Source organism: Bacillus cereus group sp. BfR-BA-01309, assembly GCF_022664315.1.
Taxonomy (GTDB): Bacteria; Bacillota; Bacilli; order Bacillales; family Bacillaceae_G; genus Bacillus_A; species Bacillus_A mobilis.
This window is the reverse complement of the sequence record NZ_JAKUHE010000001.1, coordinates 349,199-372,800: the sequence shown is the minus strand read 5'-3', so window position 1 is coordinate 372,800 and position 23,602 is coordinate 349,199. Positions and strand designations below refer to the sequence as shown.

Below are 23,602 nucleotides of genomic sequence, written 5' to 3'. Positions count from 1 at the left end.
TAAGCAAAAATAAGAATCCTTTAATGATTTCAAATTAAAAACCTTAGTATAGCTATCTTCATACCTATACTAAGGTTTTCTAAAGTTTTATATTTAGTTATCGCTAGTGGAACTTGTCAAATTAATCTTTTCATACTCTCTTTTAAATTGCTTATCTTTTGTTAACCAACGTTTAAAAGTTGATTCGCTTATTTCTAAATTTGAACAAGCTGAAGCATTACATTTATCTTTCATGTATTCTTTAAGGAAATTTTGTTTTCTTTGTTTAACGGCAGTTTGAGTTTGTTTTAGTTTTCGATCTTATAATTGGTCTAAACTCAGACTTTCTTTCTGAAATACTTCATATTTTCTATGCAAATAAATATCTTTGTCTTTATAAATCCAATTTGAAAATAGTTGTATTGATTTTCTTCCAGATAAAATAACGCGATAATGTTTGTTTTGATTTAGTAAATCGGCTCGTAAATTGTGATTTTGAAGAATTTGATGTAAAGAATCCATAAATCTATATGATCCTCCTACAAAGCTTACTATATAATTTTCATACTTGACGTAACCATCCCCATCAAAATATCCACGAACAAAATGATGTAAATATTCTTCTGGTACAAATGGAAATTCAATGTTAAAAGATTTACACGGCTTAATTCCGTGAATGTTCATAAGGTCGTCTTTTATTGTTTTGCTATTAATGTTTAGCATATATACGCCTGTTTTTTTATTTTGGTATAGTGGCTGGTTTGTGTTAAGTTCTTGTTTTATATCTTCTAAAATGTAACTTTCTTTTTGAGATATACTGACACATTGATTTTCTTTTTGTATAACACCATCTGCTGCTATAAACCCTAAAATATAAGCCATGTTATTTGACCACGTTTTAAAATAATCTTCTGCTATTGCATACTGCCTCTTCCAACTCCCTATAGCGCGCCTTGGAACGTTATTGTCTGTTAAAACCATACGTATATACCTAGCAGACACATTAGCAAGCGTAGCTATTTCTGGGGTACTCTTCCCTTCTGTATATAGCTGTGTTATTTCAGATTTTGATAGTTTACATTTTGATTTCTTGTTTCTTTCTGTTTGCATTTACAACTTCTCCTTCCTTTTATTATTTAGAGATTTATTTACTTCTATAACATACAATAAAACGTATGTTCTTTTTTGCGTATAAGAATGAATTTACTAAATTAAAACAATTTACATTTACTTCATATTAGTTTCCTCTGCTGCTATATGATTTTCATTTTATATATAAGAATAATGAATTTGATAAATTTATGAAATGTACTGCATTTAAGATGAAAGGTAAAATGATTTCGTTTACACTACAATTAGCTACAATAACAACATACGTATATTGTTAAACGTAAAAAGGAGAACGAATGAAAAAGAAATATATAAATCAAATTCATACTGATGTAAGTTTTAAACCGAAAGATATTATCGGTTTAATGACTGATTACTTTAAAATGAAACCAAAGCTGCGTCCTTTAAAAAATTTACCTATTGTTTTATCGAATAAAAATAATGAGTCTTTAGAGAGTGTGATATGGTTTGGGCACTCTGCTTCCCTTTTGAAAATAGAAGGTAAAAAATTGTTATTAGATCCGATGTTTGGAGATACATCTTCCCCATTTCCTGTGTTTACTAGTAAACGTTATAGTGGTGTTTTTTCTTTAGAACGTGAAGATCTTCAAGAAATTGATGCAATTATCATTTCTCATAATCACTATGACCATTTGAATTACAAGAGTATTATGCTGTTAAAAGATCGTGCAAAGCACTTTTATGTTCCAACTGGAGTTGCGCAATATTTAATTAAATGGGGTGTTTCACCTAGTAAAATTAGTGAGCATAATTGGTGGGACGAAATTACGTTTGATAATATAAAGTTAGTTTGTGCACCTGCAAGGCATTTCTCTGGACGGAGTATGACAGATAGAGATTGTTCGTTATGGTGTTCATGGCTTATTCTTGGCCAAGAGACTAGAGTTTTCTTTAGTGGTGATAGCGGGTATGCTCCTCACTTTAAAGAGATCGGTGATAAATATGGTCCATTCGATCTTACGTTAATGGAATGCGGACAATATGATCCAAGGTGGTCTGCTATTCATATGTTACCTGAAGAGACGATTCAAGCTCATATTGACGTGAAAGGAGATCTACTTCTTCCGATTCATTGGGCTGCTTTTACATTGGCATTACATGAATGGAGTGATCCAATTGAACGAGTAACGAAAGAAGCTAAGCGTTTAGGAGTTAAAATCGCAACGCCGCAAATTGGTGAATCGATTACGTTAAAATCTTCAGACTATCCTTCATCAGCATGGTGGAGAGAAATTTAATTATAAATAAAAAAGAGCGAACCTTCTTATAAGTGATTCGCTCTTTTTTATGTATTTAAGTTTATTTCACTATGTTTGCCTTCTCGATATCTGAAACTCTCCTTGTTCGTACAGAGGTTCATTCCTGCTTTTTACAATCGAATTATATTATCTATAGAACTATCCTGCTTAATCAATTCTGCATTCCTATAATCTATTAATTTATGATTAGATAAAACAAAATTGTGCTCTAATATTAATTCATTGTGGAGTACTTCCGGTAAAAAATTAGGTATCATCTCCCCTACGCCGTAATTATAGTCACTTAAAATCCACGAAATCTCTTTCCAGTCTAGAATGCCTTCTGAGGCTTTTATTGGAGTGTGATATGTAAATTCATTCATTAGCTCTATTAGATAAACATACATGCCGCCAGAATATGAAGAGTCCTCCCATTTAATAATACCTTTAAATTTAATTTGGTCATGCGTAACTTTTATATTAGTCTCTTCTTTTATTTCACGAATTGCATTTTCTAAAGGTGTTTCTCCCTTTTCTATTTTTCCTCCTACCCCATTCCACAATCCTTTTACAGGGTCATATTCTCTATTTAACATAAGTATCTCTTCATTTCTTTTTATAAAACATAAAGTATGCTTGTACATAATGTAATTCCTTCCTACGTTTTTAATATACTCTTACTGGTGATATAAGATGTACTGCTGCAGATTGCGTCCCTGCTTCAATTAATATTGGTCTCATAGAACCACTGAAACTCAAAGTAACTGTTTCTTCTTTTATCGCCTTTAAAGCATCCATCATAAATCTTCCATCGAAAGATATATTTAATTGATTTTCACCTTGAATCGCATCTATCTGTTGTGTCTCGGATATTTTACCAATCTGAGAAGCGTTAGAAGAAATTTTTAATGTGGATTCATCTATGATTTCTAAGTTGACATTGTTATTTGCCCATTCACTTGCTAATAAGCTGGATCGATCTACACCTTGTAAAATTCTTTGTCTATCTACGTTAATGACTGTCTGAAATTCATTTGGAATTAAACTAGATATATTAGGATATTTCCCTTCAATTAGTCTTGAATATAATGTAGTTGTGCCGAATGTAAAAATAATGTGACTTTCTGAAAGATAGATGTATACGGATTCTGAATTACTATTCATTAATTTTAGCAGTTCACTAATAGTTGCACTTGGTACGATACAATTTGCTTTCACATCTGTAGATATCATCGTTTCGCGTATAGCAAGTCTATGTGAATCAGTTGCTACGCAAATTAATTTATTATGATTTAACTCTAAATGAACGCCAGTAAGAACAGGTCTTGATTCATTTTTAGCTACTGCAAAGACAGTTTGTTTAAACACTTCAATCAATTGTTCTGTTTCCGCTTGTGTTTTTGTATCACCGTCTATAAGTGGTACATTCGGAAACTCATATGCTGGAAGTCCATTTAAGTTTAATGTAATTTCTTCTGATTGTATCGTAATGATTTGCTCATTCGTACTTTTTATTGATACATCGCTTGGCATTTTCTTTATAATTTCAATGAAATATTTTGCAGGTACTACAATAGTTCCTGCTTTTAATATAGTTGTAATTTGGTCGTCTTCGTTGGAACTAGGGATAAATTTTTCAATGAAAATATTTGAATTGCTTGCGATTAAAGTAATTCCAGATTGATCTGCAGTTATTTTTATACCAGATAATATAGGTATTATAGCTTTAGTAGATACAGCTTTACTTACTTCAGAAAGTGCTTGAGTGAAATGTTTATGATTAACGATAAACTCCATTTTTTCCCCGCCCTACATGAAATGATAATGTTATGAAGATTGATGAATGATTGTTCCGTTAAAAAAGTAAGGTACTGTTTCTTTCTTATGTAATATCTTTAATAAGTGTTCTGGTATACGTAAATGCGGTGCTGCTCTATGTAATTCCATCCAGGTAATCTCTTCAATTTCTTTTGGCCTTGTTATATTTGTCTCTCCTTCAATTATTTCGCCTAAAAAATTAAAGAAAATTGCATGATGACCTCTCTCTTCGAAAAAAGCTTCGCTAATGTAACAAATGCCGTTTACAGTTATATGGAGTCCGGTTTCTTCTTTCACTTCCCGAATTACTGCCTCTTCTAACGTTTCTCCCAGTTTAACTGCGCCACCTGGTAGCGTGTAATATGAACCATTCTTCCCTTTGTTTTTTACCATTAAGATTTTTTCGTTTGTTTTATCGTATAAAAGTGCATATGTAACATTTACTTTTTTCATACGTACCTCCTCCGTTTTTAATAAAAGGAATTTTCTGTCTGTTTATCATTCTATCATTAACTCGGTTTAATAGTAAGTTCCCTAAGTATTAGAATAAAAATTGATTAAATTAATACTAAATGAAAATCAAAGAGTAGCTCCAAAATTAATAAAAACCCCGCTCTCATTTTGAGACGAGGTTAAACTTATATAACAAATCGGATTCCAAATTAACCTTTCTTTAGATTAATTTTAAATGTATACATATGAGACCTGTATTTTTTGTTAATAGCTAAAGATTTTTACTTCCCAATTTCACAAAGTAATTTTATCTCTTTGATTTGTTCTATATGACGTTGTTCATGCAAATAGATCAGTTCTATCCACTGATCAAGAAGTAATTCTCCAAGTGCTGGATGCATCACTGATTTTTTCGTTAATATAGATTCATCTTCTATTGTACTTAGGAAACGCATTAATTCTTTTCTCGATTCGTTTAACAAATCGACCATTTGCTGCACCTCAAACGGTTCTAGACTTGGTTCAATCATTTCTGGAGCTGCAAATTTTATCGCTCTATCTTGTAATATAGAGTGAATTTCTCGACGTTCTTTTAGGGTGCTATCAACTTTTTTAAATCCAGATGAAATGACCATTATAACCCTCTCATCCAATAAAACTAAGTGATGACATACTTGTGCTATACTCCATATATTTCTGTCTGGCTTATTATTGAATTGAGCATCATCTAACATCGTAATTTCCTCGAATAGATGTTTTCTCGTTTCTTCAAAATTTTCTTTTACAAATGAATTCATAAGATTTCCCCTTTCATCTGAATGCATATATGTAGAGTCCTACTTTACATATATTCGCTATAAATAATTAGTTTCCCGTAACTACTATTCCACTTCTATCTTTTCTTGCTTTAAAAGTACCTTTAAATATGAATTCACTCAAGATTCTCTTTTATATGCATAATCAAAAAGAATAAATTTGTATTCAAAATAATAACGTTAATTCTATATACACTTTATAATCGTTTTTCTAAATAATAATGATTATGTCCTTTTGGATGATCTTCACTTACTCCAATCACTTTATATCCATTCTTTTTATAAAAATCAGGTGCCTGAAAACTAAAAGTATCTAAATTGATTAGCCTACACTCTTTTTCAATTGCAAATTCTTCAATAAGTTTTAATAACTTGCTTCCATATCCTTCGTGTCTATAATCTTTAGAAACCCAAAGGAAATCGACATGCACGTGGTGCCAAAATGTAATTGCAGTTATTCCACCTACAATTTCTTCCTTTTCATTTTTCACTATAAAACTAATTTTTTCTGAAGGCTTTTTCTCTTCATCAGCAATATGTTTTTGGTTATATTCAATTACTTTTACTCTTATGTAATCACTATCTTCTTGGACCCATTGCTGTACTATTTTCATTTTAATTATCACGCTCCTCTTTACTTATTTATTCAGCTTCTTAATGATATTGTCCTGTCTTTTAATAAAAACGGTAGCAAAGTTAACGTTACATTGAAAAAAGAGCCCTATCATGAGGACTCTTTTCCAGTATTAAGCTACTTTTCGATATAAATGTTGTGTTTCTTTTTTCTTTTCTGCTTTTGGTGGACGAATTAATATCGAAATAATGAAAGAAATAACACTTAAAACACCGATTATAATAAATGTCGGTTGAAATCCACCAAGTAACGCTCCGATGAACGCTCCTGCAAGTGCACCAAATCCGAAACCTTGATATACAATCCCGTAATTTGTACTATGATTTTTTAAGCCAAAGAAATCTCCAACAATTGCTGGGAAGATTGTGATATTACCACCAAAGCAAAAGGCGACACTTGCTACACAAGCGAAGTAAATTCCGTAATTTAGTGGAATGAAACTTAAAGTAAAGACTGATAATCCAATTATTATAAACGTTGCAGAAACAATTTTCATTCGACCAATTTTATCTGATAACGTTCCAAGTACAATTCTACCTACTGTATTAAAAATCGCAATCATTGCGACGGCGTTAGCAGCGGTTGCTGCGCTAAGTCCAACGAGCTGTACCCCAATATCTTTTACCATACCGATTAAATATAGACCGCCCATACACGATGTAAATAACATAAAAAACAAGAGATATACTTGTTTCGTTCGCATCATTTCACGAGGTGTATAGTCATTTTGTACGGATTCAGTTACGGTGTTACTTACGATTGCTTCACGTAAGAAGAACGATCCGATTAAAACTAAAAGCAAGACGATGATACCCCAATATAAAAATGCTTGTGATACACCAAGACTATCAATAAGACTTCCGTTTATATATCTAAAGATTAAGCTACCCATTCCATATGCAGAAACAGATATGCCAGAAATAAGTCCTTTTCGATTGGGAAACCATTTAATCAAATTAGATAGTGATGTAATATAAGCAGTTCCATCTGCATAACCAACAACGACACCAGCCAATAAATATAGTAATGGTAAGGAAGAAACTTGTGAACTAAGTATTAACCCAAGTCCAAGAACAATCCCTGCCGTAGCGATGAGTTTACGAAGTCCTAACTTTTGCTGCAACTTTCCTGCAAATAAGGTTGAAAATGATAAAGAAAAGCTTGTTATGGAGAAAGTTATCGCAACGGCATTGAGGTTCCATCCAAACTTACTGACAAGGGGTTGATTAAATAAACTCCATGTATAAATTGTCCCAAGGCCAATTTGAACAATGATTGTACCTAGAACAATTAGTAACGGATTTATAGAAGTTTGTTTCATACTAACTGTCCCCTTCTTTAATCATGACATGAATTTTCACAGTTAGTATATCCATCATAAATTGCAAAATACTGTACGGAAAATGGTAATTCAGTTCATGTACACAAAAAGACACTCCATAATGAAGTGTCTTTTTGCAGGTTATATCAGATTTACTTAAAGAAAGCTTTGTTAAGATAAGACATTTTCAAATGCTTATGTATATATGATATCAAAATACTTCTGTCATGTGATGGGACTTAAGATGTATTTTTCATTCATCATATAGTCGGATGGATAAAAATTAATATTCGATTTCATCAAAATCTTTCGGCTGCGGTACCGTCTGCATATTAGCTGCGTCTTTTGGATCGCTATAAATTGCATTTTGTTCTGTTTTTACATCTTTAATGTTTTGCTTTTTGTTTGTATTCATTTTATCTTTCACTTTTCTCACTCCTTTTCATTATAGGAGTCATTATGCCCTATTACTGTTACGAAATGTATCTGCGACTAAATTGCTAAATTCACGTAAATAATATAAATAATTATCACCGCCGTAGTTATATCTTTTATTATACATTTTCGCAACAACTACATTATATTCAGGTATTACTAATAAAGTCGGTCCTGTAATTCCTAGTATTTGATATGATCCTTTTGGAACTCGTTCACCAAGTTCATTTGAAAGCGCAGGTTCATTTTGAATGAACCAAAACAACCCGTTTTGTGGTAGTTCTTTGTTTGCAAATGCTGGACTTTGCAAACTCGTAGCAATTTTTATAACTTCTTTTGGAACCATTTGTTTTCCGTTTATCATACCTTGATTTAAATGAAGATTGCCCCACTGCGCAAATTCTCTAGCTGAGACAAATAGATTTTTTTGAGTACCGTCATCTACTGTACCAATTTCATTAATTGCGTCTTCACTTGGATTATTAACAACTTTAACTAAGTTTTCATTTTGCTGAATTCTCCAACCTGTTTCTTGAAAATTAGCAGGTGTAAACACACGCTCTTTTAATAATTCAGGAAAACTTTTATTATATAGCTGATAAATAAGACGTGTTATCATTCTTACATTAACATCTCTATACGCCCATGCTTGTCCAGGTTCAAATTCACGAAAAATTGTTCCGTCATTCGTTTCTCCTATACCGTGCGAATGGGTTACTAAATGTCTTATCGTTGTTTTACCAAGTAATACAGGATCAAAGTCTTTAAAATACTTTATCGCTTTATCATCAATAGAGTTTATTTTCCCCTCGTTAAGCGCAAATGCTACCATTAAACCTAAATAACTTTTTCTAGCAGAAGCAACATTGAACTGTGAAGATGCGGTCACTTTTTTATTAGTCGATGTATTTGAATGATATCCACTATAATGCTCTAGTACAATTTTGTTATCTTTTATAATACAAAGTGCTGTTGCAGAACTATGATTTTTTTCTTTTATATTTTCTACTCAAGAAATTAACTTATCGTAAGTATACAAATAAATCCCCCTTAATACGCATAACAATTACAGTTGAAAGAAAAGTGCAAAATAATTTTCGCACCTTTCTTTCAAGTAAAATAGTTTTCTTTCTATACTTAAATGATCCACCAGTTCCAGCAGTTAAAACAACCGAAACATCCAGCACAACCTACACAACGTCCACCGCATCTTCCGCCGCCACATCCACCACAGCGTCCACCACAACCTCCGCATCCGCCGCAACGACGTGCTTCATCTTGAATGTAATAGTATGGATATTGATTTTGTTGTAGTTGATCCCAATACACAACATTACCAGATTGATAATCATTAAGGTTTAATGATTGTAAGTCTTGTTGAAACTGATTCATTACGAAACCCTCCATTTATAAAAATAAATTCCGTCCAAATGTTAAAGTTTATATATTTTTGCAAACAAAGTAGAAATAAGACTATAGACTAAATGCGTACATCAACAAAATATGAACTTACAATAGGTGATGTACCTTGTTTTTTAGCCTATTTTCTTAATTTGCTTTCGGTGGACGTATTTACTATTAATAGAGGTGCTTAAAAATTGCTAATCCAACAGTTTAGTAGTTCATCGCTTAATTTTCTTTCTAATAACTCTTTAACTGAAGGTGCTGGCATGATTTTATACGTATGTAAAGCTTCTTGATTATAATCTATCCAGTGAAATGCTAAATGAGATTCTTTAGATTTTGGTATGAAATCAATATGTAACTCTTGCGAATCTACTTCAAAAATGTGATTAATTTCATGATGAAGAACTTTACGGTCTTGCCATTGGTTTTCTATCACGCCTAAAAATTGTTTTATGTTACAATTTACTCCGAGTTCTTCTCTTAGTTCTCTTATTAATGCATTCTCAGCCGATTCGCCAACTTCAACATGACCACCTGGTAAAAAATAATGATGGCCAATATATTCAGCCAATAATAATTTATTATCCTTTAACATTACAGCTCGTACAATGTGATGAAATTTATTTTCCAATTGTTATTCCTCCCAGTCATTAATTTTATATTTGATTAAAATAGTCATTTAATATAGGGATAATATAAATCATAGTTGTTTCATACGGGTGAATTTCGTTAATCACTTCAAGGGCATCCTTTACAAGGTCCCGTTTACACTTTATTTCAATTTTACATTCTTGCCCTTCGCATATTTGGCCTATTTCTCCATTAAAAGGTGATGCATCATCTAATGGTCTCCAGTATCCTTTCACGGAACTATAGGAAAGACAATGGCCATATTTCCCCATTTTACTAGCACCAATTTTATTTAGTTCATTCCGTAATATCTCAATGTATTCTTCAGGAATAAACACTTCGATTTTCACTTCCGAAAATTGCATCTTTCTTTTCACACCTTTACTTCATAATATTTAAACGAATAAACGATAGACTTGCTCACCATCATAATCATGTCCCAATGGTTGAAAACCGGAACGTTCGTATAGTTTCTTTGCAGAGAGATTATCTTTATGTACGGTTAATCTTATTTCTTTACACGCCTTACATGTACTTTTTAATAAGTAAATACTTTCTTGTAACGCCGCTTTTCCATAACCATTCCCTTGCTGCTTTTGATCAATAATAAATCCATTTATCCAATACATATCAGTTGTTTCTCTTATAACAGCATGCATAATAAAACCAACCATTAAATTACCGTCGTATATCGCAAATGGTATGTACTCCACATTGTCACCATCTGGTTTTATATATACTTTAGCAAGTGAAACTGCTACAGCTGGAACAAATTTCATTTGATTTTCTTTAACTTGTAGCTTTAAAGCATCTTCCCAATTCTCTCTTGTAACAACCTTTAACTGGACATTCAATATTGTAAGCTCCTTTATAAAGAGAATGTATTTATATATTCAACGTAGTGAAATAAATCCCTGTTTCGGCAGCGACTTATAGCATCGTTTTAATAAAGTCTTGAATAAATTTTTCTTCATCTATTTCTAAAGCTATACAGGCTCCTTCTGATATAGAACTATGTCGAAAATCAGCAAATGTTTGTCCTTTCGTATCTCTGTATGTATCTACATTCACTGTACGATTTACAAATTCAAAAAAACTTGGATTTACTAATCCACTTATAGCAACCACATCATGAAGCAATGGCCCTTCGATAGATGGATTAAGTTTTTGGTATGCAGAAAAATAGTAATCATACATTGGTTTCATTATCATATGAAATGGATTCTTTGAATTAGCTTGAATATAGTCAAACATATTTGGCGTTAACACAGCTTTGTTTGTTACATTTAAAGGAAATATAAATAAATTATTTGCTTGCTGAAAAACAATTTTACTTGCAATAGGATCTCCATACACATTTGCCTCTGCTAATGGCGTAACGTTCCCTACTTCTAAAAAGACACCACCCATGAAATATATTCCTTTTACATTTAGCATTAAATCATTCCATAAATTAAAAGCAATCGCTAACGAGGTAGATCTTCCTACATCGACAATTGTTAAGTCCTTTCCGTACTTTACAAGAATCGAGGCAATACTACCAAAATTGTATATCGGGATAGACAGTACACTTTCTGGCACATGAATAGGCCCTAATCCTTCTGGTCCATGAATTTCAGGATAATATGTAGTAATTTCTTCTGTAAGTGGTTTTGTTGCACCGCTAATCACAGGAATGTCTTGTCTATTTGCTAACTGTAAAATATACGCTGCATTATGCGCAGCATGTATATGTTCAACATTTCCATATCCAGTTACAATACCAACAATTTCAATTTCAGGATGCAGTAAACCAAACATAATGGCAAACGAGTCATCAATACCTGGGTCTCCGAAAAATAATACTTTTTCCAAAGGATGCCTCCTTTCATATAGTAAATAGCAGTTGATAACTATGTATATGTAAAAAAATAATTAAACTATACAATTTTATATAGATATTACTAGTAAGAATTGTATAAATAAAAAGGATTAACATTATGCTAATCCTTCCACTAATAAGAACTCTAATTAACAGTTCAATTATATCTCTTGCAAATACTAACCAAACTTCCTTGCTGTATTGCGGTACTCTTCACTTTGCATTTCTTTTTTTAATGATACATGTGCAATTAAAACCCCAAGTATAGTAATTCCCCCGCCAATTATCGAAACAAATGTCGGCACTTCACTTAACCATAACCACGCAATAAAACATGCAGTTACTGGCGTTAAATATAGAGAACTTGTTGCCTCAGCAGCACCAGAATGAGAGATGATATAAGCCAATGCAATATATGGGAGTACTGTTGGAAATAAACCTAAATATAAAACACTCATATTCACTTCAAGAGGAGCTGCTAGTATTTCTGTATACATTCCCGGTAAGAAAATAAGCATACATACAGTACTAGATAAAATTGTATATATGGTAAATGGTAAGAAGCCGTATTTTTTTAAGTAAGAAGTTTGGAAAACGAAAAATAGGCTTTCTGAAATCGCTGCTAATAATATAAATAATCCTCCACTATTCAATTGAATAGCATCTCCTTGACTAAATGATATGAAAGCAATTCCTATAAAACTAATTACACCACCAATCCAGCCATTTACTTTCATTTTTTCGTTCAAAAAAACAGAAGCAAAAATAGCCGTTACTATAGGTGTGACTGAAACAATTAAACTTGCAGATCCAGCATTTACTGTTTTTTCACCGTAGTTTAATGCAATGTGATAAATAGTAAACCCTAAAGCACCAAATATAAAAATTGCTGGGAGATCCTTTAAATCTGGTAGCCGCAACTTATATATACAGGAAAACAAAAGAAGTATAAATGAAGCAATTAATAAACGTAGTAGAGTAAGGTGCTCTGGTGTATAAGATTCGAGTCCCATACGAATTGCCGGAAAAGCGGTTCCCCATATTAAAATCGTAAAAGCGTGAGCACATATGATGCGTAAATCCCATTTTTTATTCTGCATGTTATCTTTCCCTCCCTAATAAACCAACCACTTTCAAATTACCAATTATTTCTTTTCATCATATTTAATAGTTGTTACAATGTCTTCAACCAGTTATTTATTGTAAAAACAAACCACTTGGCATTTTTAAAGTGAACGAGGGAGTTTTTTTATGACAACTAATAAAAAACTGCCTAAATATCGGCAGATAGTAGACTATATGAAAGAAAAAATCGAAAACGGAGAATGGCCTATTGGCAGTAAAATCCCTAGTCAACGGCAGTTAGCCAAATTATTTCAAGTAAATCGTAGCACTGTAATAACTGCACTAGATGAACTTATGGCAGATGGATTGATTCAAGGGAAAATTGGAGCAGGAACAATTGTAACAAATAATACATGGTCATTATTAGCGACGAATCCCCCGCCTGATTGGAGTGAATATGTAAAAGCTGGTATTCATAAACCTAGTAAGTTAATGGTACGAGACATAAATGAAGCAGAAGCAAATAAAACGCTTATCCATTTAAGTAAAGGTGAACTCGCGCCGCAACTTTTCCCACTAGAAACTATGCAGTCCATTATGAAAAGTGTAAGTGACGAATTAGATTATTTTGGATACGAAGAACAAAAAGGGTTTTTACCGTTACGTGAAGCAATTAGTAAATACGTAAAATCATTTGGAATACATGCATCAGCCGGTTCTATATTAATCGTTTCTGGTGCGTTACAAGCATTGCAATTAATATCAATTGGTCTATTGCATAGAGAATCAACCGTTTTACTCGAGCAGCCTTCTTACTTATATTCACTTCATGTGTTTCAATCAGCAAATATAAATCTAGCTGGTATATGTATGGATCATCACGGTATCTTACCTAACGAGTTATTAAAACGAATCAAATATAGTCAAAAGAAAAATATTTTATATTCTATCCCTTGTTTTCAAAATCCAACAGGGATATTAATGTCTCAAGAGCGAAGAAAAGAAATATTAAAAATATGTGAAAAGGAACAGTTACCTATTATTGAAGATGATATTTATCGCGAATTATGGATTGATGAACCACCTCCAGCTCCTTTAAAGTCGATAGATAAACATGGACATGTATTATATGTTGGTAGTCTCTCTAAAACACTTACTCCTGGTCTTAGAATTGGATGGATTATTGGACCAGAACCTGTAATCGATAGATTGTCAGATATAAAAATGCAAACAGACTATGGATCGAGTTCATTATCCCAAAGAGTTGCTGCTGAATGGATACATAAAGGTTTTTATGAAGAACATGTTGCAAACGTAAGAATTCAATTAAAAGAACGAAGACAAATCATGATACGTGCTTTAAATAAGTACTGTGCAGATGTTGCATCGTGGGATATTCCTACTGGTGGATTTTTTATATGGCTAAAGATTGTACCTAGCATTCCGATGAAAAAATTATTTTCAGAGGCACTGTCAAAAGGAATTCTTTTAAACCCAGGGCGTATATATGAAGAAGAATCAGATCAGTATATTCGTTTATCATATGGATATGCTTCTGCAGAGCAAATGACTAACGGGATTAAAGTGTTAGGTGAATTAATCCGTAAGTTAATGACATAACAAAAACTCCTCTTTTATTTATAGAGGAGTTTTTGTGTTTCGTATTTACCACAATCTCATTTCCTGTCCCAATAAAATAAGTTCGTCATAAGGATCTCCGTCGATATTTAATACTTGAGCAAAAGCAGGTTCTGTTTTTAAACCGTTCTCTTTTAAGTGAAGAATTTCTTCCCTTATATGTGGATGCTGCATTAATAGCATGTGCTCTACGATCATATGTCTATATGCATTTTGGTTACGTACTGGCTTAGGCTGAGCAAATAATTCAAATTCAAAACCTTCAAATTCAAAATTTACCTTTATCGATTCGGTAGTTTTAATTTTTTTCTTTTTTATTTTGAATCCTTTATAAGAACCGTATAAAGATCTCATTTCCTGTTCAAAAACATCAAAGTTATGTACTTCCATTACTATATCTAAGTCGGATTGAATTGTATCAATTCTTATAGGGATTGTCCCGCAAAGAACGGGACTATACAAAGTTAAATCCTCCATTATGTTTAATTTATTCAAAACATCATACACTTTTTGTTGCTTCTCATTCCCAGATTGTAAATATGTAATAGATGTAAACATGGAAGTCTCTCCTTCATTTCACGTAATACGTGCCTCACTATGTTCAAGAAAAATTTGTCCGTTTAAATTTGTTCTAGAAGTACCTTTATTTCAGTATATTAAGGCGAATAAACAATATGTTTCAACTTTTCTCCTATACTGCAATACTATAAAAATAAAAAAGGAGGAATTATTATGAGCATTTTCAATGTTCTTTTAACCATCCACATATTATTTGGAACAATATGTTTAATCACCGGTATTGTAGCGATGGTTGCTCAAAAGAAGAAAGGAAAACATACGGAATGGGGTGAAATATATCATGCATCCTATGTTGTGATCACGGTTACTGCAATTATATTATCCATTATGAACTGGGATAAAATCGCATATTTATTTTATGTAGCAATTTTCTCTTATTCATTTGCGATTTATGGATACCTAGCACGAAAAAAACGTTGGAAAAATTGGCTGCATCACCATATTAGAGGTATGTTAGGTTCTTATATTGGTGCCGTTACCGCGCTATTAGTAAACGTCGGTATTCATATTCCCTTAATTAATTTACTACCACCTATATGGTTTTGGTTTTTACCTACATTAATCGGTATTCCTCTCGTAGCCAGTGTATCAAAAAAATATAAAAAACGTAGTTAAAATTCATTACAATTTCGTTACTTTCTGATGGTAATTACAAAAAATCACACTCAATGTAATATTTTATTAACAAATTCATATTGCTTTAAGTTCGTCACTTAGATTTAAATAAAAAGAATCCAATAAAAATATTGGATTCTTTTTCGGATTTCATTTCAACAGCGGCTCTATGCATTCAATGATGTTACCATTTGGACCAAAAACCATCTTTGTATACTTGTGGGTACTTGTTTTATTGGTTCAGTGATAATTACACCATTATAGTTTAAGATTGTAATAACGAATGTAAACGATCCGGGTAATTCGTAAACATCCCATCAACGCCCCATAAAAGTAACTTTTTCATATCTTTTTCATTATCTACAGTAAATGGATGAACTTCTAAACCGTGTTTCTTTATTCTCTTTACATAAGCTGAATCAATATATTTATAGTTCATCCCAAGACCGATGCAGTATGTTTTATACTTTTTTATCTCTAATTCGGTTAATAGAACTGCCTTTTTGTAAGGGAGTAATTGTACAAGAGGTATATGAACATCTAAACTATGAATTTTTTGCAGACTTTCTTCACTAAATGATTGAATAATAACGTTATCACTTATTTCGTAGTGCTTTATAATTTCGAATAGCTTCTCTTCCATACCAGCGTATTCATCTGGTGATTTTGTTTCAATGTAATAATTAGCACTATGCCCAAACGTTTCAATAATTTCTTCTAGTGTTGGGACTTTAGCATCTTCAAAGTCTTTCTTTGCTAAACTTGGATGCTTTTCATTGAAAAGAGAACCTGCATTAAGTTTCTTTATTTCTTCTAATGTATGTTCCTTAACTAGACCCGTACCATTTGTAGTGCTGTTTACTGTTTCATCATGCATAGCTACTAAATGTCCGTCTTTTGTCATTTGGAGATCAATTTCTATATAATCTCCTTTTAATTGTTGTCCTAATTTATACGCTGCTATTGTATGTTCCGGCGCATACGCAGAAGCGCCTCTATGTGCAATGTTTTTTATATGATTTAATTGATTAATAGCTCTCGTGTACTTAAGTTCATTTGCTTTATGAAAAACAAAAGTACTTATTACTATAAAGGTGCAAATGATTGTAACGATATATATTCTTTTCATAATGATGTATTAACTCCTACATGAAAGCAATTTGGCTTGGATAATTTATTCAAATAAATGTCGATTTTCAAATACTGTCATTTGTCCAACAGATTGAAAGCCAGCCTTTTTATAAATATTAATTCCATCAGGTGAAGCTTGTAATACACATTGAGCAACTTTCAATTCTTTTGCTTCTTGCAGCAAGTAATTAAACATAGTGGAGCCAAATCCTTGCCCTCTCATTTCTTCTTTAGTTGCTATATCATAAATACCAATACTATCTTTTGTACATACTAATGAACCAACCGATACGACTTCATTTTTAAAAATCCCTAAGTATAGTTTCATATTTCCACTATTCCATAAATCGAAAGAAGCGGTTTGATTGTAGAATGCTTGTATATGTGTACCTTCCTCCGATGTACCAAATAGATTAGCTAATGTTTCCCCAAATTTTTTAATTTGTCCTGGCGAAAATGCTTTTTGTATCGTAAAACCTTCTTGCATGTTTATTGTTGGATGTATTGCTTTTAAGTCTGCTACCATCGCGATATTCTGTTCTGCTTCTTTTAAGCCAAGTTTTATTAATTCGTTTTTTATAGTTTGCTCATGCCTATCATCCCAAAACCAAACACTCATTGGAAATTTCTTTTGATTATAGCTGTTTACAACTTTATATAATTTCTCAATTCCTTCCGTTACATCATTGTTTAGTAAAGTAATGATATTAAATGTATCTGCAGGTAAACCACAGTCTACAGCAATATAATCCTTCGTTTCTTTTACATTCATTCCATGTACATGACGCGCAATATATGACGTTTTATATGTGAAGTTATCTATTAATAACTGCTTATAATTCATTCTTTTTTCTCCTTTCATAAAAATTCGTATTCGAATCGTTCAGTATTAAATATAACATATATGAAATGTACCTATTTTTATAAAAATAGCTCTATACATCACTCTTTTCACTCTAAAAGAATTAAAAATGATATAACGTTGTCGGAATGAAAAAAGTGGTATATAATAAATATTAACATTACTAGTAATTATTTTAGGTATTCCTAGAATAAAGGAGCGATACATATGAAAATTACTATTTATTTCGGAAGTCATGAAGATCAAGATGTTCGTACTATGGACTGTCATTTAGATGTAGAAGATACAGAAGAGATTGTTTCTGTATCATAATATAAATTGTAGGGATGAACCCTCTTCCCTACAGCGTTTAAGGCACCTTTTACAGGTGTCTTTTTTGTTGTTTTTTTCGTCAAAAACCCTTTACTTTATAGCGTTTTAATAGTAAAATATAAATATACGAACAAATGTTCTTTTTATTTTAATTGTACATGAAGGGATGATTTTTACAATGGCTCAAGCAAAGCGCAGAGGGAGAAAAAAGCAAACACCTATCATTTCAAATACAGGCTTTATCGGCTCTGTCTTTATTGATACATTGGAGTTACAAAAGAAATCCTATTATTTCGCTCGTAAAAAACTTCAAATTGTTCATCACGTACTTGATGGCCTCTCTGGGGCAACAAGTTCTCTTTTTAAAGAACATAATATTTCAGCATACATGTCATGTGTGTATTTACATAAACAAAAGAAAATCGGCTTTGTTCTTTCAACGAAACCATTTGAACAAAGTGATGGTGTTGCTTATTTTGTAAATTATTTAATCGAAAAGAATTTTTACGGTAATGATGAAGAAGTAGAATATCAAGAAGTATTTAATACAGGTTTTATCGGTGTAGTATTCGCTGATTTATGTAGTATAGATCGCTTTAATTTCGAGTTTGAAATGGGTATGTTAACGAAATTAATGAAAGATATGATTATTCCGGTTAAAGAACTCTTTTTACGCCACAATGTACCTGCCTACATCTCCACTTCTCATTTAGAGGAACAAAACAAATTAGGTTTCGTTCTATCTGTAAAACCGTATGATGAACGTGCAGAAGCAGATTTATATTTTGAGGCGTATTTAAAAGAACGCGGGTTATTTATCGGTGATGAAGAAGATGATATTGATAAGATTGTTATTAGAAAAACAGCTGAATTACGATAGATAAGCGCAGGATCATCCTCCTGCGCTTTTTATAATTTATGAAGTTGATTTACCAAATAAACGGTATTAGTTTTTTTGTTTTCTGTTTATACACTGTAAATTGTTCCCCATACTTGTTTTGTAAGTAATCATCAGATTTTGGAATATAGTCAAAAACAAATACTAAGAATAGGCCTAGCGGGATAAATAAACTAAAAATATTGCAAGAGATTAATGCTAAACCAAGCACCCAAATGCAATCCCCAAGATAATTAATATGAATCGCATATTTAAATAAACCGCCTGTATATAGCTTACCGTGATTTACAGGATTGTCTTTAAAAGGTTTTCTAAGTAACTCTGAAACTACGAAGCACTATAATCTTTCGAATGAACTTCTAATGTGAAACGATTTGATGAAATTTTAATTACTATTAAATATAAGATTCCACCTGCAATTGGAATGATGTAGGCTGGGATATAATTTAATAATAGACCTGATATTGCGAGTGCTATTGGCTGCATCATTTTCCCTAAGCTTAATCCAATACTAAGCACTCTTCCCCTATATTCATCAGGAATCTCTTTTTGCATGAAATAAATTAAAGGAATATCAATTAGCGCTATAATAAACCCTAAAAAGATCATAACAACACAAAACGTAATAACGAATACAAAATCATTCACTTCAAAGTTTTTGAATAAAACTGGAATCCCTGAAAAAATCATAATAACTGACAACATAGAACTTAGCTTTTTCAAAAGATAAGAGTAAGAAAAACGATTAGTTATCTTTTTTACTACAATTGCACCAATTATCATCCCTACTGGAAAGGTCCCTTGAATGATACCAAATTGCTTAGAACTAAGATTGAGTACTGTGTTAATAATGTATGGCAATGGAACGGTAACAGCAAAGCCTAAGAAGAAATTAAACGAAATTAAAATATGAAACGTATTCTTTAAGCTTTCCTTTTCAAGTAAGTAAGAAAAGCCCTCTTTTATATCTTTAATAAAATTAACTCTTCTTTTTGAATTTTCCTCATTTATATTACACTCGAACAGTTTAAAGTGAATAAATAGTAATGCTATCCCTGAAAGAATAAATGAAATACCGTTTATAATGATAAAAGTTTTAATATCAAATACTGAAAAAACGATGCCACCTAACATGGGTCCAAGAATTAGAGATACAGAATCAATAATTTTACTTATAGAATTAATACTCATAAGCCTCTCTTTAGAGACGATATTCGGTTTCGCAGCTTCTAATCCTATTCCAAAAAAGGTTGAAAAGACCGTCGTCGTAGTATAAATGATGAATAAGTTTAATCCATAACGGCTGCTTACTATATAAACAGCTATTAATAAGCAGCCACTTAGTAGATCCATACAAACAACTAGTTTCTTTTTATTAACTTTATCAGCAATTACACCAGCAAATGGATTCATAACAATCATTGGAATTGTTCCTAATATGAGCGTAATCGCGAAATTTAACGCTGATCCAGTTATTTGTAAAACATATAAACTTAATGCGAAACTATACATAGAGGTCCCGAATATTGATACTGTTTTTGCGATTGAATATAAACAAATATTTCTTAGTTCCGGGTTTCTATTTTTATTTTCAATATGTAATCGTAAACTTCCCATAACAATTCCCCCACTATTCTTTGTATTACATTAAGTGTAAGTTCTTGGGTTAACCCAACATCAATACGTCGTGTTTAAAAATAAATACAAAGAAATAAAAAAAGATGGGGTCAACCCCATGCACATCAAAATCAGCTCATGTACCGTCAATGATAAGCAGTATTGCTTCTTTTCGTCGATAGATGCTTTAAAGATTTGCAACAGAAATAGACATATAAAAACACCATCCTTTTCTATAATTAATTCTACAGAAAGGATGTCGCTTTTTTACTTTATATAGCCGTTTAATACTTACGTTTGTTATTTATATAATCTTCATTAGTGAAAGTTAACAATAGTTGAATCATTTAGATCGCACTTCCATCGAAAGGTAAAATTATTAGAGTTTCAGAAAGCACATTTATCCCTTTCATATGGGTACACGTGTACAAATGCGAATCTTTTTATTGAAATGTAAAAAGTAATATGGTATCTTCTATTACATTGATTAATTACATATGAGAATCATGTATAACTCCAAGAATATGGCTTGGGGGTCTCTACCAGGAACCAATAACTCCTGACTACAAAACGCGTCTTTTAGCGTTTGTGGTCAGGAGTTTTTTTGTTCTAAGGTAAATAATGATGAGAAGGGAATACAAAAATGAATTTCAAAGTATTTATATTAGCTTTAGCAACAATAGCAGTAGGGCTTGTAGAGCTTATTGTTGGAGGAATATTGCCAGATATCGCTAAAGATTTTAATGTATCATTAAGTTCCGCTGGTCAATTAATTACAATTTTCGCCTTTACTTATGCAATAGCAGGTCCTGTATTATTAATTTTCACAAGTAAAGTGGAAAGAAAAAAGTTGTATATTATTTCACTTTACATTTTTCTAATTGGTAATATACTTACGTATTTTAGTCCTAACTTTACTTTTATGATAATAGCAAGAATTTTAACTGCTATGAGTACAGCTTTAGTTGTTGTACTTTCCCTTACAATTGCAGCTAAAATTGTTAATCCCTCTTACCGAGCAAAAGCATTAGGGTTAATTTATATGGGTATTAGCTCTTCACTTGTTCTAGGAGTACCACTAGGCATATTAATTTCAAACACATTTGGCTGGAGAGTTATTTTTCTTTGTATAGCTATTTTATCATTGGGATCTATTATCTTAATTTCAGTATTTTTAGAGAAAATACCTGGAGAGGAAAACCGAATTCCTTTATCTATCCAATTAAAGGCTGTTTGTAGTCCAAAACTAGGAGCTGCTCATCTAGCTACCATGTTTATGTTAGCAGGACACTATACTTTATATGCTTATTTTACTCCTTTCTTAGAAGAAAAATTTCACCTTACCCCTTATTGGATTAGCATATTTTATTTAGTATTTGGCATAGCTGCAGTAAGTGGCGGAGCGTTTGGCGGTATATTATCAGATAAAATAGGGGCTCCAAAAAGCATTGTGATAGTTATTACTTTATTTGCTCTAATCTTATTTATATTACCGTTCACGACAGTTTCTATTGGTCTATTTATTCCTGTTATGATAGTTTGGGCTGCATTAAGTTGGGGGCTTGCACCACCTCAACAAAGTTATTTAATCCAAACCGCCCCAGATACGTCAGATATACAACAAAGTTTTAATAATTCAGCTCTACAAATAGGAATCTCACTCGGTTCCGCAGTTGGAGGTATAGCTTTAAAACAAGTAGAGAATGTTGCTAATATGGCTTGGGTTGGTGGATCTCTAGTTCTATTGTCTTTAGGTTTGGCTATCTTTTCTCTAACTAGATGTACACCGATAAGAGAGTGTCATGTGAGTGCTAAACATGCAGATTAACATTCTCTTTGTCTTTTAATCCCAAAGAGTATAAATATAAATCGTCAAAAAAAGTCCAGTTATAAAACCGGACTTTTTTTGACGGGATTACACTTATCTTTTTCCGAAAAATGAATATGTATAAATTTCTTCTCCTTGAACAAAGAAATCCTCGTACTTACCTCCTCGTTTCAAATAGTTTGAAGTACTTTCATCAATCGAATGAAACTGTAGATTTTGGATTTCTTTCGTTACTTTTGACAGTGTAAAATTTGCTCGGAATTTATTTGTAATTTGGCTATTTGAGCTGAAATTTTTAAATAAAATAAATAAGCTTAATAAATAGCAATCTATTTTAAAAAGCGGATTTAATTCGTGAAGTAAAAAACTCTCATGTTCAAAACTATAATTGCTCGTACCAGAATGATCAATTATAATATCAACAGACTGATTCTGAATAGGGATGTTCAAAAAATCAGCACAGATAAAAAGTATGTTTCTTTTCGGATTTCTACTCGTTAATACATCCTTTAAAAATAAAAGTTTATTAAAATCTCGATCCACTGCAATGTATAGGCAATCTTCTGGCAGTTCTTCATAAATATTTCTCAAAAAGAATCCAAGTCCCGATCCTATATCCAGTATTAATTTGTTATTTAAATCTAAATGTATTAGTTTCTTTTTCGCCCATTCACCTTCTTTAAGCATATTTTCCAAATATGCATTATCAGTTTCATGAATATAATCCGAAATAGTATCTTCAAGTGACGTTCGCTCATTTTCTTTAAATGATTTACCAGCAGTTATAATTCCTGAAGTAATACTATATTCTTCACCACAATTACAAATTAACTTCCCCTCAGTAATTTGATTGTTAGTTATAATTCCATCTTGAAGAATTAGCTTTTTGCTACACCCAGAACATGTAAGCAAATGAAGTACGCTTAAATCTATCCCTATAATTGAATTAGAGGTTTCACTTGTTAATAATAAATCATGTAACACTTCCTTTAATTTATCCCGTTTCTTCTCCAAAAGTTCTATTTCCTGTTCCAACTTGTCATATTTCAGTTTAAATAAAGATTGGTAAAAAGTATCTTTTTCGTAATTCATAGATTTCGCTAAATTTTTATAAAAAAATAGTTCTTTAATTTCATTCAAACTAAATCCTAGCGCTTTGTAATGTAATATAAGCTCTAAATCCGTTTGACAATACTCGTCAAAAAAATAGTGACCTCCCTTTTTTTTCAGGAATAATCAGACCCAGGTCCATATAATGTCTAATTGTATCAATACTTATGTTATTTAATTCTCCAAATTTACCTATTTTCATAGCATCACTACCATTTATATATT

The 23,602-nt window shown here is 31.8% G+C and carries 23 protein-coding genes, 3 pseudogenes and 1 riboswitch; of the genes and pseudogenes, 5 read left to right on the top strand and 21 right to left on the bottom strand.

Features of this window, described 5'->3' with window-relative positions; all coding sequences use genetic code 11:
- Window positions 1–93 precede the first annotated feature (93 nt).
- Window positions 94–1,089: pseudogene (locus tag MR115_RS01845) on the bottom strand (LAGLIDADG family homing endonuclease).
- Between the two features lie 296 nt (window positions 1,090–1,385).
- On the opposite strand from MR115_RS01845, the gene MR115_RS01840 reads away from it, so the two are divergent.
- Window positions 1,386–2,348, top strand: coding sequence for an MBL fold metallo-hydrolase (locus MR115_RS01840; RefSeq protein ID WP_242239514.1), 963 nt, complete (start codon window positions 1,386–1,388; stop codon window positions 2,346–2,348).
- Between the two features lie 131 nt (window positions 2,349–2,479).
- On the opposite strand, the gene MR115_RS01835 is transcribed toward MR115_RS01840, so the two are convergent.
- The 14 genes from MR115_RS01835 to MR115_RS01770 form a co-directional block, all read right to left on the bottom strand.
- Complete coding sequence (locus MR115_RS01835) at window positions 2,480–2,992, bottom strand: NUDIX hydrolase (RefSeq protein ID WP_242239512.1); 513 nt, start codon at window positions 2,990–2,992, stop codon at window positions 2,480–2,482.
- A gap of 22 nt (window positions 2,993–3,014) precedes the next feature.
- On the bottom strand, window positions 3,015–4,145 hold the full coding sequence (gene dnaN, locus MR115_RS01830; protein WP_242239511.1) for a DNA polymerase III subunit beta: 1,131 nt from the start codon (window positions 4,143–4,145) through the stop codon (window positions 3,015–3,017).
- Window positions 4,146–4,175: 30 nt separating this feature from the next.
- Window positions 4,176–4,619 carry an NUDIX hydrolase gene (locus MR115_RS01825; RefSeq protein ID WP_242239510.1) on the bottom strand — a complete coding sequence of 148 codons (444 nt, stop codon included), beginning with the start codon at window positions 4,617–4,619 and terminating at the stop codon, window positions 4,176–4,178.
- Between the two features lie 281 nt (window positions 4,620–4,900).
- Window positions 4,901–5,416, bottom strand: a complete 516-nt coding sequence (locus tag MR115_RS01820; RefSeq protein WP_242239509.1) for a DinB family protein — start codon at window positions 5,414–5,416, stop codon at window positions 4,901–4,903.
- Between the two features lie 215 nt (window positions 5,417–5,631).
- Window positions 5,632–6,048, bottom strand: coding sequence for a GNAT family N-acetyltransferase (locus tag MR115_RS01815; protein WP_098883952.1), 417 nt, complete (start codon window positions 6,046–6,048; stop codon window positions 5,632–5,634).
- A gap of 132 nt (window positions 6,049–6,180) precedes the next feature.
- Entirely contained in the window at window positions 6,181–7,389 is a 1,209-nt protein-coding gene (locus tag MR115_RS01810; protein ID WP_098374455.1) for an L-lactate MFS transporter, read from the bottom strand.
- A 283-nt stretch (window positions 7,390–7,672) separates the two neighbouring features.
- Window positions 7,673–7,816 (bottom strand): hypothetical protein, encoded by a 144-nt coding sequence (locus MR115_RS01805; RefSeq protein ID WP_061679021.1) that lies wholly within the window; start codon window positions 7,814–7,816, stop codon window positions 7,673–7,675.
- A 30-nt stretch (window positions 7,817–7,846) separates the two neighbouring features.
- Window positions 7,847–8,824 carry a serine hydrolase domain-containing protein gene (locus tag MR115_RS01800; RefSeq protein ID WP_242239982.1) on the bottom strand — a complete coding sequence of 326 codons (978 nt, stop codon included), beginning with the start codon at window positions 8,822–8,824 and terminating at the stop codon, window positions 7,847–7,849.
- A gap of 137 nt (window positions 8,825–8,961) precedes the next feature.
- Entirely contained in the window at window positions 8,962–9,216 is a 255-nt protein-coding gene (locus MR115_RS01795; protein WP_242239508.1) for a heterocycloanthracin/sonorensin family bacteriocin, read from the bottom strand.
- A 199-nt stretch (window positions 9,217–9,415) separates the two neighbouring features.
- Window positions 9,416–9,862, bottom strand: coding sequence for an NUDIX domain-containing protein (locus MR115_RS01790; RefSeq protein ID WP_242239507.1), 447 nt, complete (start codon window positions 9,860–9,862; stop codon window positions 9,416–9,418).
- A 25-nt stretch (window positions 9,863–9,887) separates the two neighbouring features.
- Entirely contained in the window at window positions 9,888–10,226 is a 339-nt protein-coding gene (gene cutA, locus MR115_RS01785; RefSeq protein ID WP_242239506.1) for a divalent cation tolerance protein CutA, read from the bottom strand.
- A gap of 30 nt (window positions 10,227–10,256) precedes the next feature.
- A complete protein-coding gene (locus MR115_RS01780) occupies window positions 10,257–10,715 on the bottom strand; it encodes a GNAT family N-acetyltransferase (RefSeq protein WP_242239504.1) in 459 nt (152 codons plus the stop codon).
- Window positions 10,716–10,791: 76 nt separating this feature from the next.
- Window positions 10,792–11,715, bottom strand: a complete 924-nt coding sequence (locus MR115_RS01775; RefSeq protein WP_242239502.1) for a nucleoside hydrolase — start codon at window positions 11,713–11,715, stop codon at window positions 10,792–10,794.
- A gap of 186 nt (window positions 11,716–11,901) precedes the next feature.
- Window positions 11,902–12,822 (bottom strand): DMT family transporter, encoded by a 921-nt coding sequence (locus tag MR115_RS01770; protein WP_242239500.1) that lies wholly within the window; start codon window positions 12,820–12,822, stop codon window positions 11,902–11,904.
- 151 nt (window positions 12,823–12,973) lie between these two features.
- On the opposite strand from MR115_RS01770, the gene norG reads away from it, so the two are divergent.
- The gene (gene norG / locus MR115_RS01765) at window positions 12,974–14,407 is read left to right on the top strand and encodes an efflux pump transcription regulator NorG (RefSeq protein WP_242239498.1); all 1,434 of its coding nucleotides are present in this window, start codon (window positions 12,974–12,976) and stop codon (window positions 14,405–14,407) included.
- A gap of 45 nt (window positions 14,408–14,452) precedes the next feature.
- On the opposite strand, the gene MR115_RS01760 is transcribed toward norG, so the two are convergent.
- Window positions 14,453–14,983 carry a DUF4269 domain-containing protein gene (locus MR115_RS01760; protein ID WP_060631042.1) on the bottom strand — a complete coding sequence of 177 codons (531 nt, stop codon included), beginning with the start codon at window positions 14,981–14,983 and terminating at the stop codon, window positions 14,453–14,455.
- Between the two features lie 174 nt (window positions 14,984–15,157).
- On the opposite strand from MR115_RS01760, the gene MR115_RS01755 reads away from it, so the two are divergent.
- Window positions 15,158–15,619: a DUF2306 domain-containing protein gene (locus MR115_RS01755; protein WP_061679012.1), complete on the top strand. Its 462-nt coding sequence runs from the start codon at window positions 15,158–15,160 to the stop codon at window positions 15,617–15,619.
- 265 nt (window positions 15,620–15,884) lie between these two features.
- On the opposite strand, the gene MR115_RS01750 is transcribed toward MR115_RS01755, so the two are convergent.
- Entirely contained in the window at window positions 15,885–16,748 is an 864-nt protein-coding gene (locus tag MR115_RS01750) for a glycerophosphodiester phosphodiesterase (RefSeq protein ID WP_242239496.1), read from the bottom strand.
- A gap of 45 nt (window positions 16,749–16,793) precedes the next feature.
- Window positions 16,794–17,594 carry a GNAT family N-acetyltransferase gene (locus tag MR115_RS01745; RefSeq protein WP_242239493.1) on the bottom strand — a complete coding sequence of 267 codons (801 nt, stop codon included), beginning with the start codon at window positions 17,592–17,594 and terminating at the stop codon, window positions 16,794–16,796.
- Between the two features lie 496 nt (window positions 17,595–18,090).
- Between MR115_RS01745 and MR115_RS01740 the strand changes: the two genes are divergently transcribed.
- Window positions 18,091–18,804, top strand: coding sequence for a hypothetical protein (locus MR115_RS01740; protein WP_242239491.1), 714 nt, complete (start codon window positions 18,091–18,093; stop codon window positions 18,802–18,804).
- Window positions 18,805–18,853: 49 nt separating this feature from the next.
- On the opposite strand, the pseudogene MR115_RS01735 reads toward MR115_RS01740, so the two are convergent.
- Together MR115_RS01735 and MR115_RS01730 are read right to left on the bottom strand one after the other, a co-directional pair.
- Window positions 18,854–19,150 (bottom strand): annotated as a pseudogene (locus tag MR115_RS01735) (methyltransferase family protein); the annotation flags it as partial.
- Window positions 19,150–20,439, bottom strand: a complete 1,290-nt coding sequence (locus MR115_RS01730) for an MFS transporter (protein ID WP_242239490.1) — start codon at window positions 20,437–20,439, stop codon at window positions 19,150–19,152. The gene MR115_RS01730 and the pseudogene MR115_RS01735, both read right to left, overlap by 1 nt.
- 486 nt (window positions 20,440–20,925) lie before the next feature.
- Window positions 20,926–21,025: riboswitch (purine riboswitch) on the top strand.
- A 57-nt stretch (window positions 21,026–21,082) separates the two neighbouring features.
- Between MR115_RS01730 and MR115_RS01725 the strand changes: the two genes are divergently transcribed.
- On the top strand, window positions 21,083–22,267 hold the full coding sequence (locus tag MR115_RS01725) for an MFS transporter (RefSeq protein ID WP_242239489.1): 1,185 nt from the start codon (window positions 21,083–21,085) through the stop codon (window positions 22,265–22,267).
- A 93-nt stretch (window positions 22,268–22,360) separates the two neighbouring features.
- Here the strand turns inward: MR115_RS01725 and MR115_RS01720 are convergent.
- Window positions 22,361–23,579, bottom strand: a pseudogene (locus MR115_RS01720) (methyltransferase domain-containing protein).
- Window positions 23,580–23,602: the final 23 nt, after the last annotated feature.

What these genes read in the sequence shown, in the direction of transcription:
- norG (WP_242239498.1), top strand. Translation starts at nt 12,974, where the DNA reads ATGACAACTAATAAAAAACTGCCTAAATATCGGCAGATAGTAGACTAT.
- MR115_RS01810 (WP_098374455.1), bottom strand. Translation starts at nt 7,389, where the DNA reads ATGAAACAAACTTCTATAAATCCGTTACTAATTGTTCTAGGTACAATC.
- cutA (WP_242239506.1), bottom strand. Translation starts at nt 10,226, where the DNA reads ATGCAATTTTCGGAAGTGAAAATCGAAGTGTTTATTCCTGAAGAATAC.
- MR115_RS01740 (WP_242239491.1), top strand. Translation starts at nt 18,091, where the DNA reads ATGATTTTTACAATGGCTCAAGCAAAGCGCAGAGGGAGAAAAAAGCAA.
- MR115_RS01820 (WP_242239509.1), bottom strand. Translation starts at nt 5,416, where the DNA reads ATGAATTCATTTGTAAAAGAAAATTTTGAAGAAACGAGAAAACATCTA.
- MR115_RS01835 (WP_242239512.1), bottom strand. Translation starts at nt 2,992, where the DNA reads ATGTACAAGCATACTTTATGTTTTATAAAAAGAAATGAAGAGATACTT.
- MR115_RS01770 (WP_242239500.1), bottom strand. Translation starts at nt 12,822, where the DNA reads ATGCAGAATAAAAAATGGGATTTACGCATCATATGTGCTCACGCTTTT.
- MR115_RS01750 (WP_242239496.1), bottom strand. Translation starts at nt 16,748, where the DNA reads ATGAAAAGAATATATATCGTTACAATCATTTGCACCTTTATAGTAATA.
- MR115_RS01725 (WP_242239489.1), top strand. Translation starts at nt 21,083, where the DNA reads ATGAATTTCAAAGTATTTATATTAGCTTTAGCAACAATAGCAGTAGGG.
- MR115_RS01795 (WP_242239508.1), bottom strand. Translation starts at nt 9,216, where the DNA reads ATGAATCAGTTTCAACAAGACTTACAATCATTAAACCTTAATGATTAT.
- MR115_RS01840 (WP_242239514.1), top strand. Translation starts at nt 1,386, where the DNA reads ATGAAAAAGAAATATATAAATCAAATTCATACTGATGTAAGTTTTAAA.
- MR115_RS01825 (WP_242239510.1), bottom strand. Translation starts at nt 4,619, where the DNA reads ATGAAAAAAGTAAATGTTACATATGCACTTTTATACGATAAAACAAAC.
- MR115_RS01730 (WP_242239490.1), bottom strand. Translation starts at nt 20,439, where the DNA reads ATGGGAAGTTTACGATTACATATTGAAAATAAAAATAGAAACCCGGAA.
- dnaN (WP_242239511.1), bottom strand. Translation starts at nt 4,145, where the DNA reads ATGGAGTTTATCGTTAATCATAAACATTTCACTCAAGCACTTTCTGAA.
- MR115_RS01745 (WP_242239493.1), bottom strand. Translation starts at nt 17,594, where the DNA reads ATGAATTATAAGCAGTTATTAATAGATAACTTCACATATAAAACGTCA.
- MR115_RS01815 (WP_098883952.1), bottom strand. Translation starts at nt 6,048, where the DNA reads ATGAAAATAGTACAGCAATGGGTCCAAGAAGATAGTGATTACATAAGA.
- MR115_RS01755 (WP_061679012.1), top strand. Translation starts at nt 15,158, where the DNA reads ATGAGCATTTTCAATGTTCTTTTAACCATCCACATATTATTTGGAACA.
- MR115_RS01760 (WP_060631042.1), bottom strand. Translation starts at nt 14,983, where the DNA reads ATGTTTACATCTATTACATATTTACAATCTGGGAATGAGAAGCAACAA.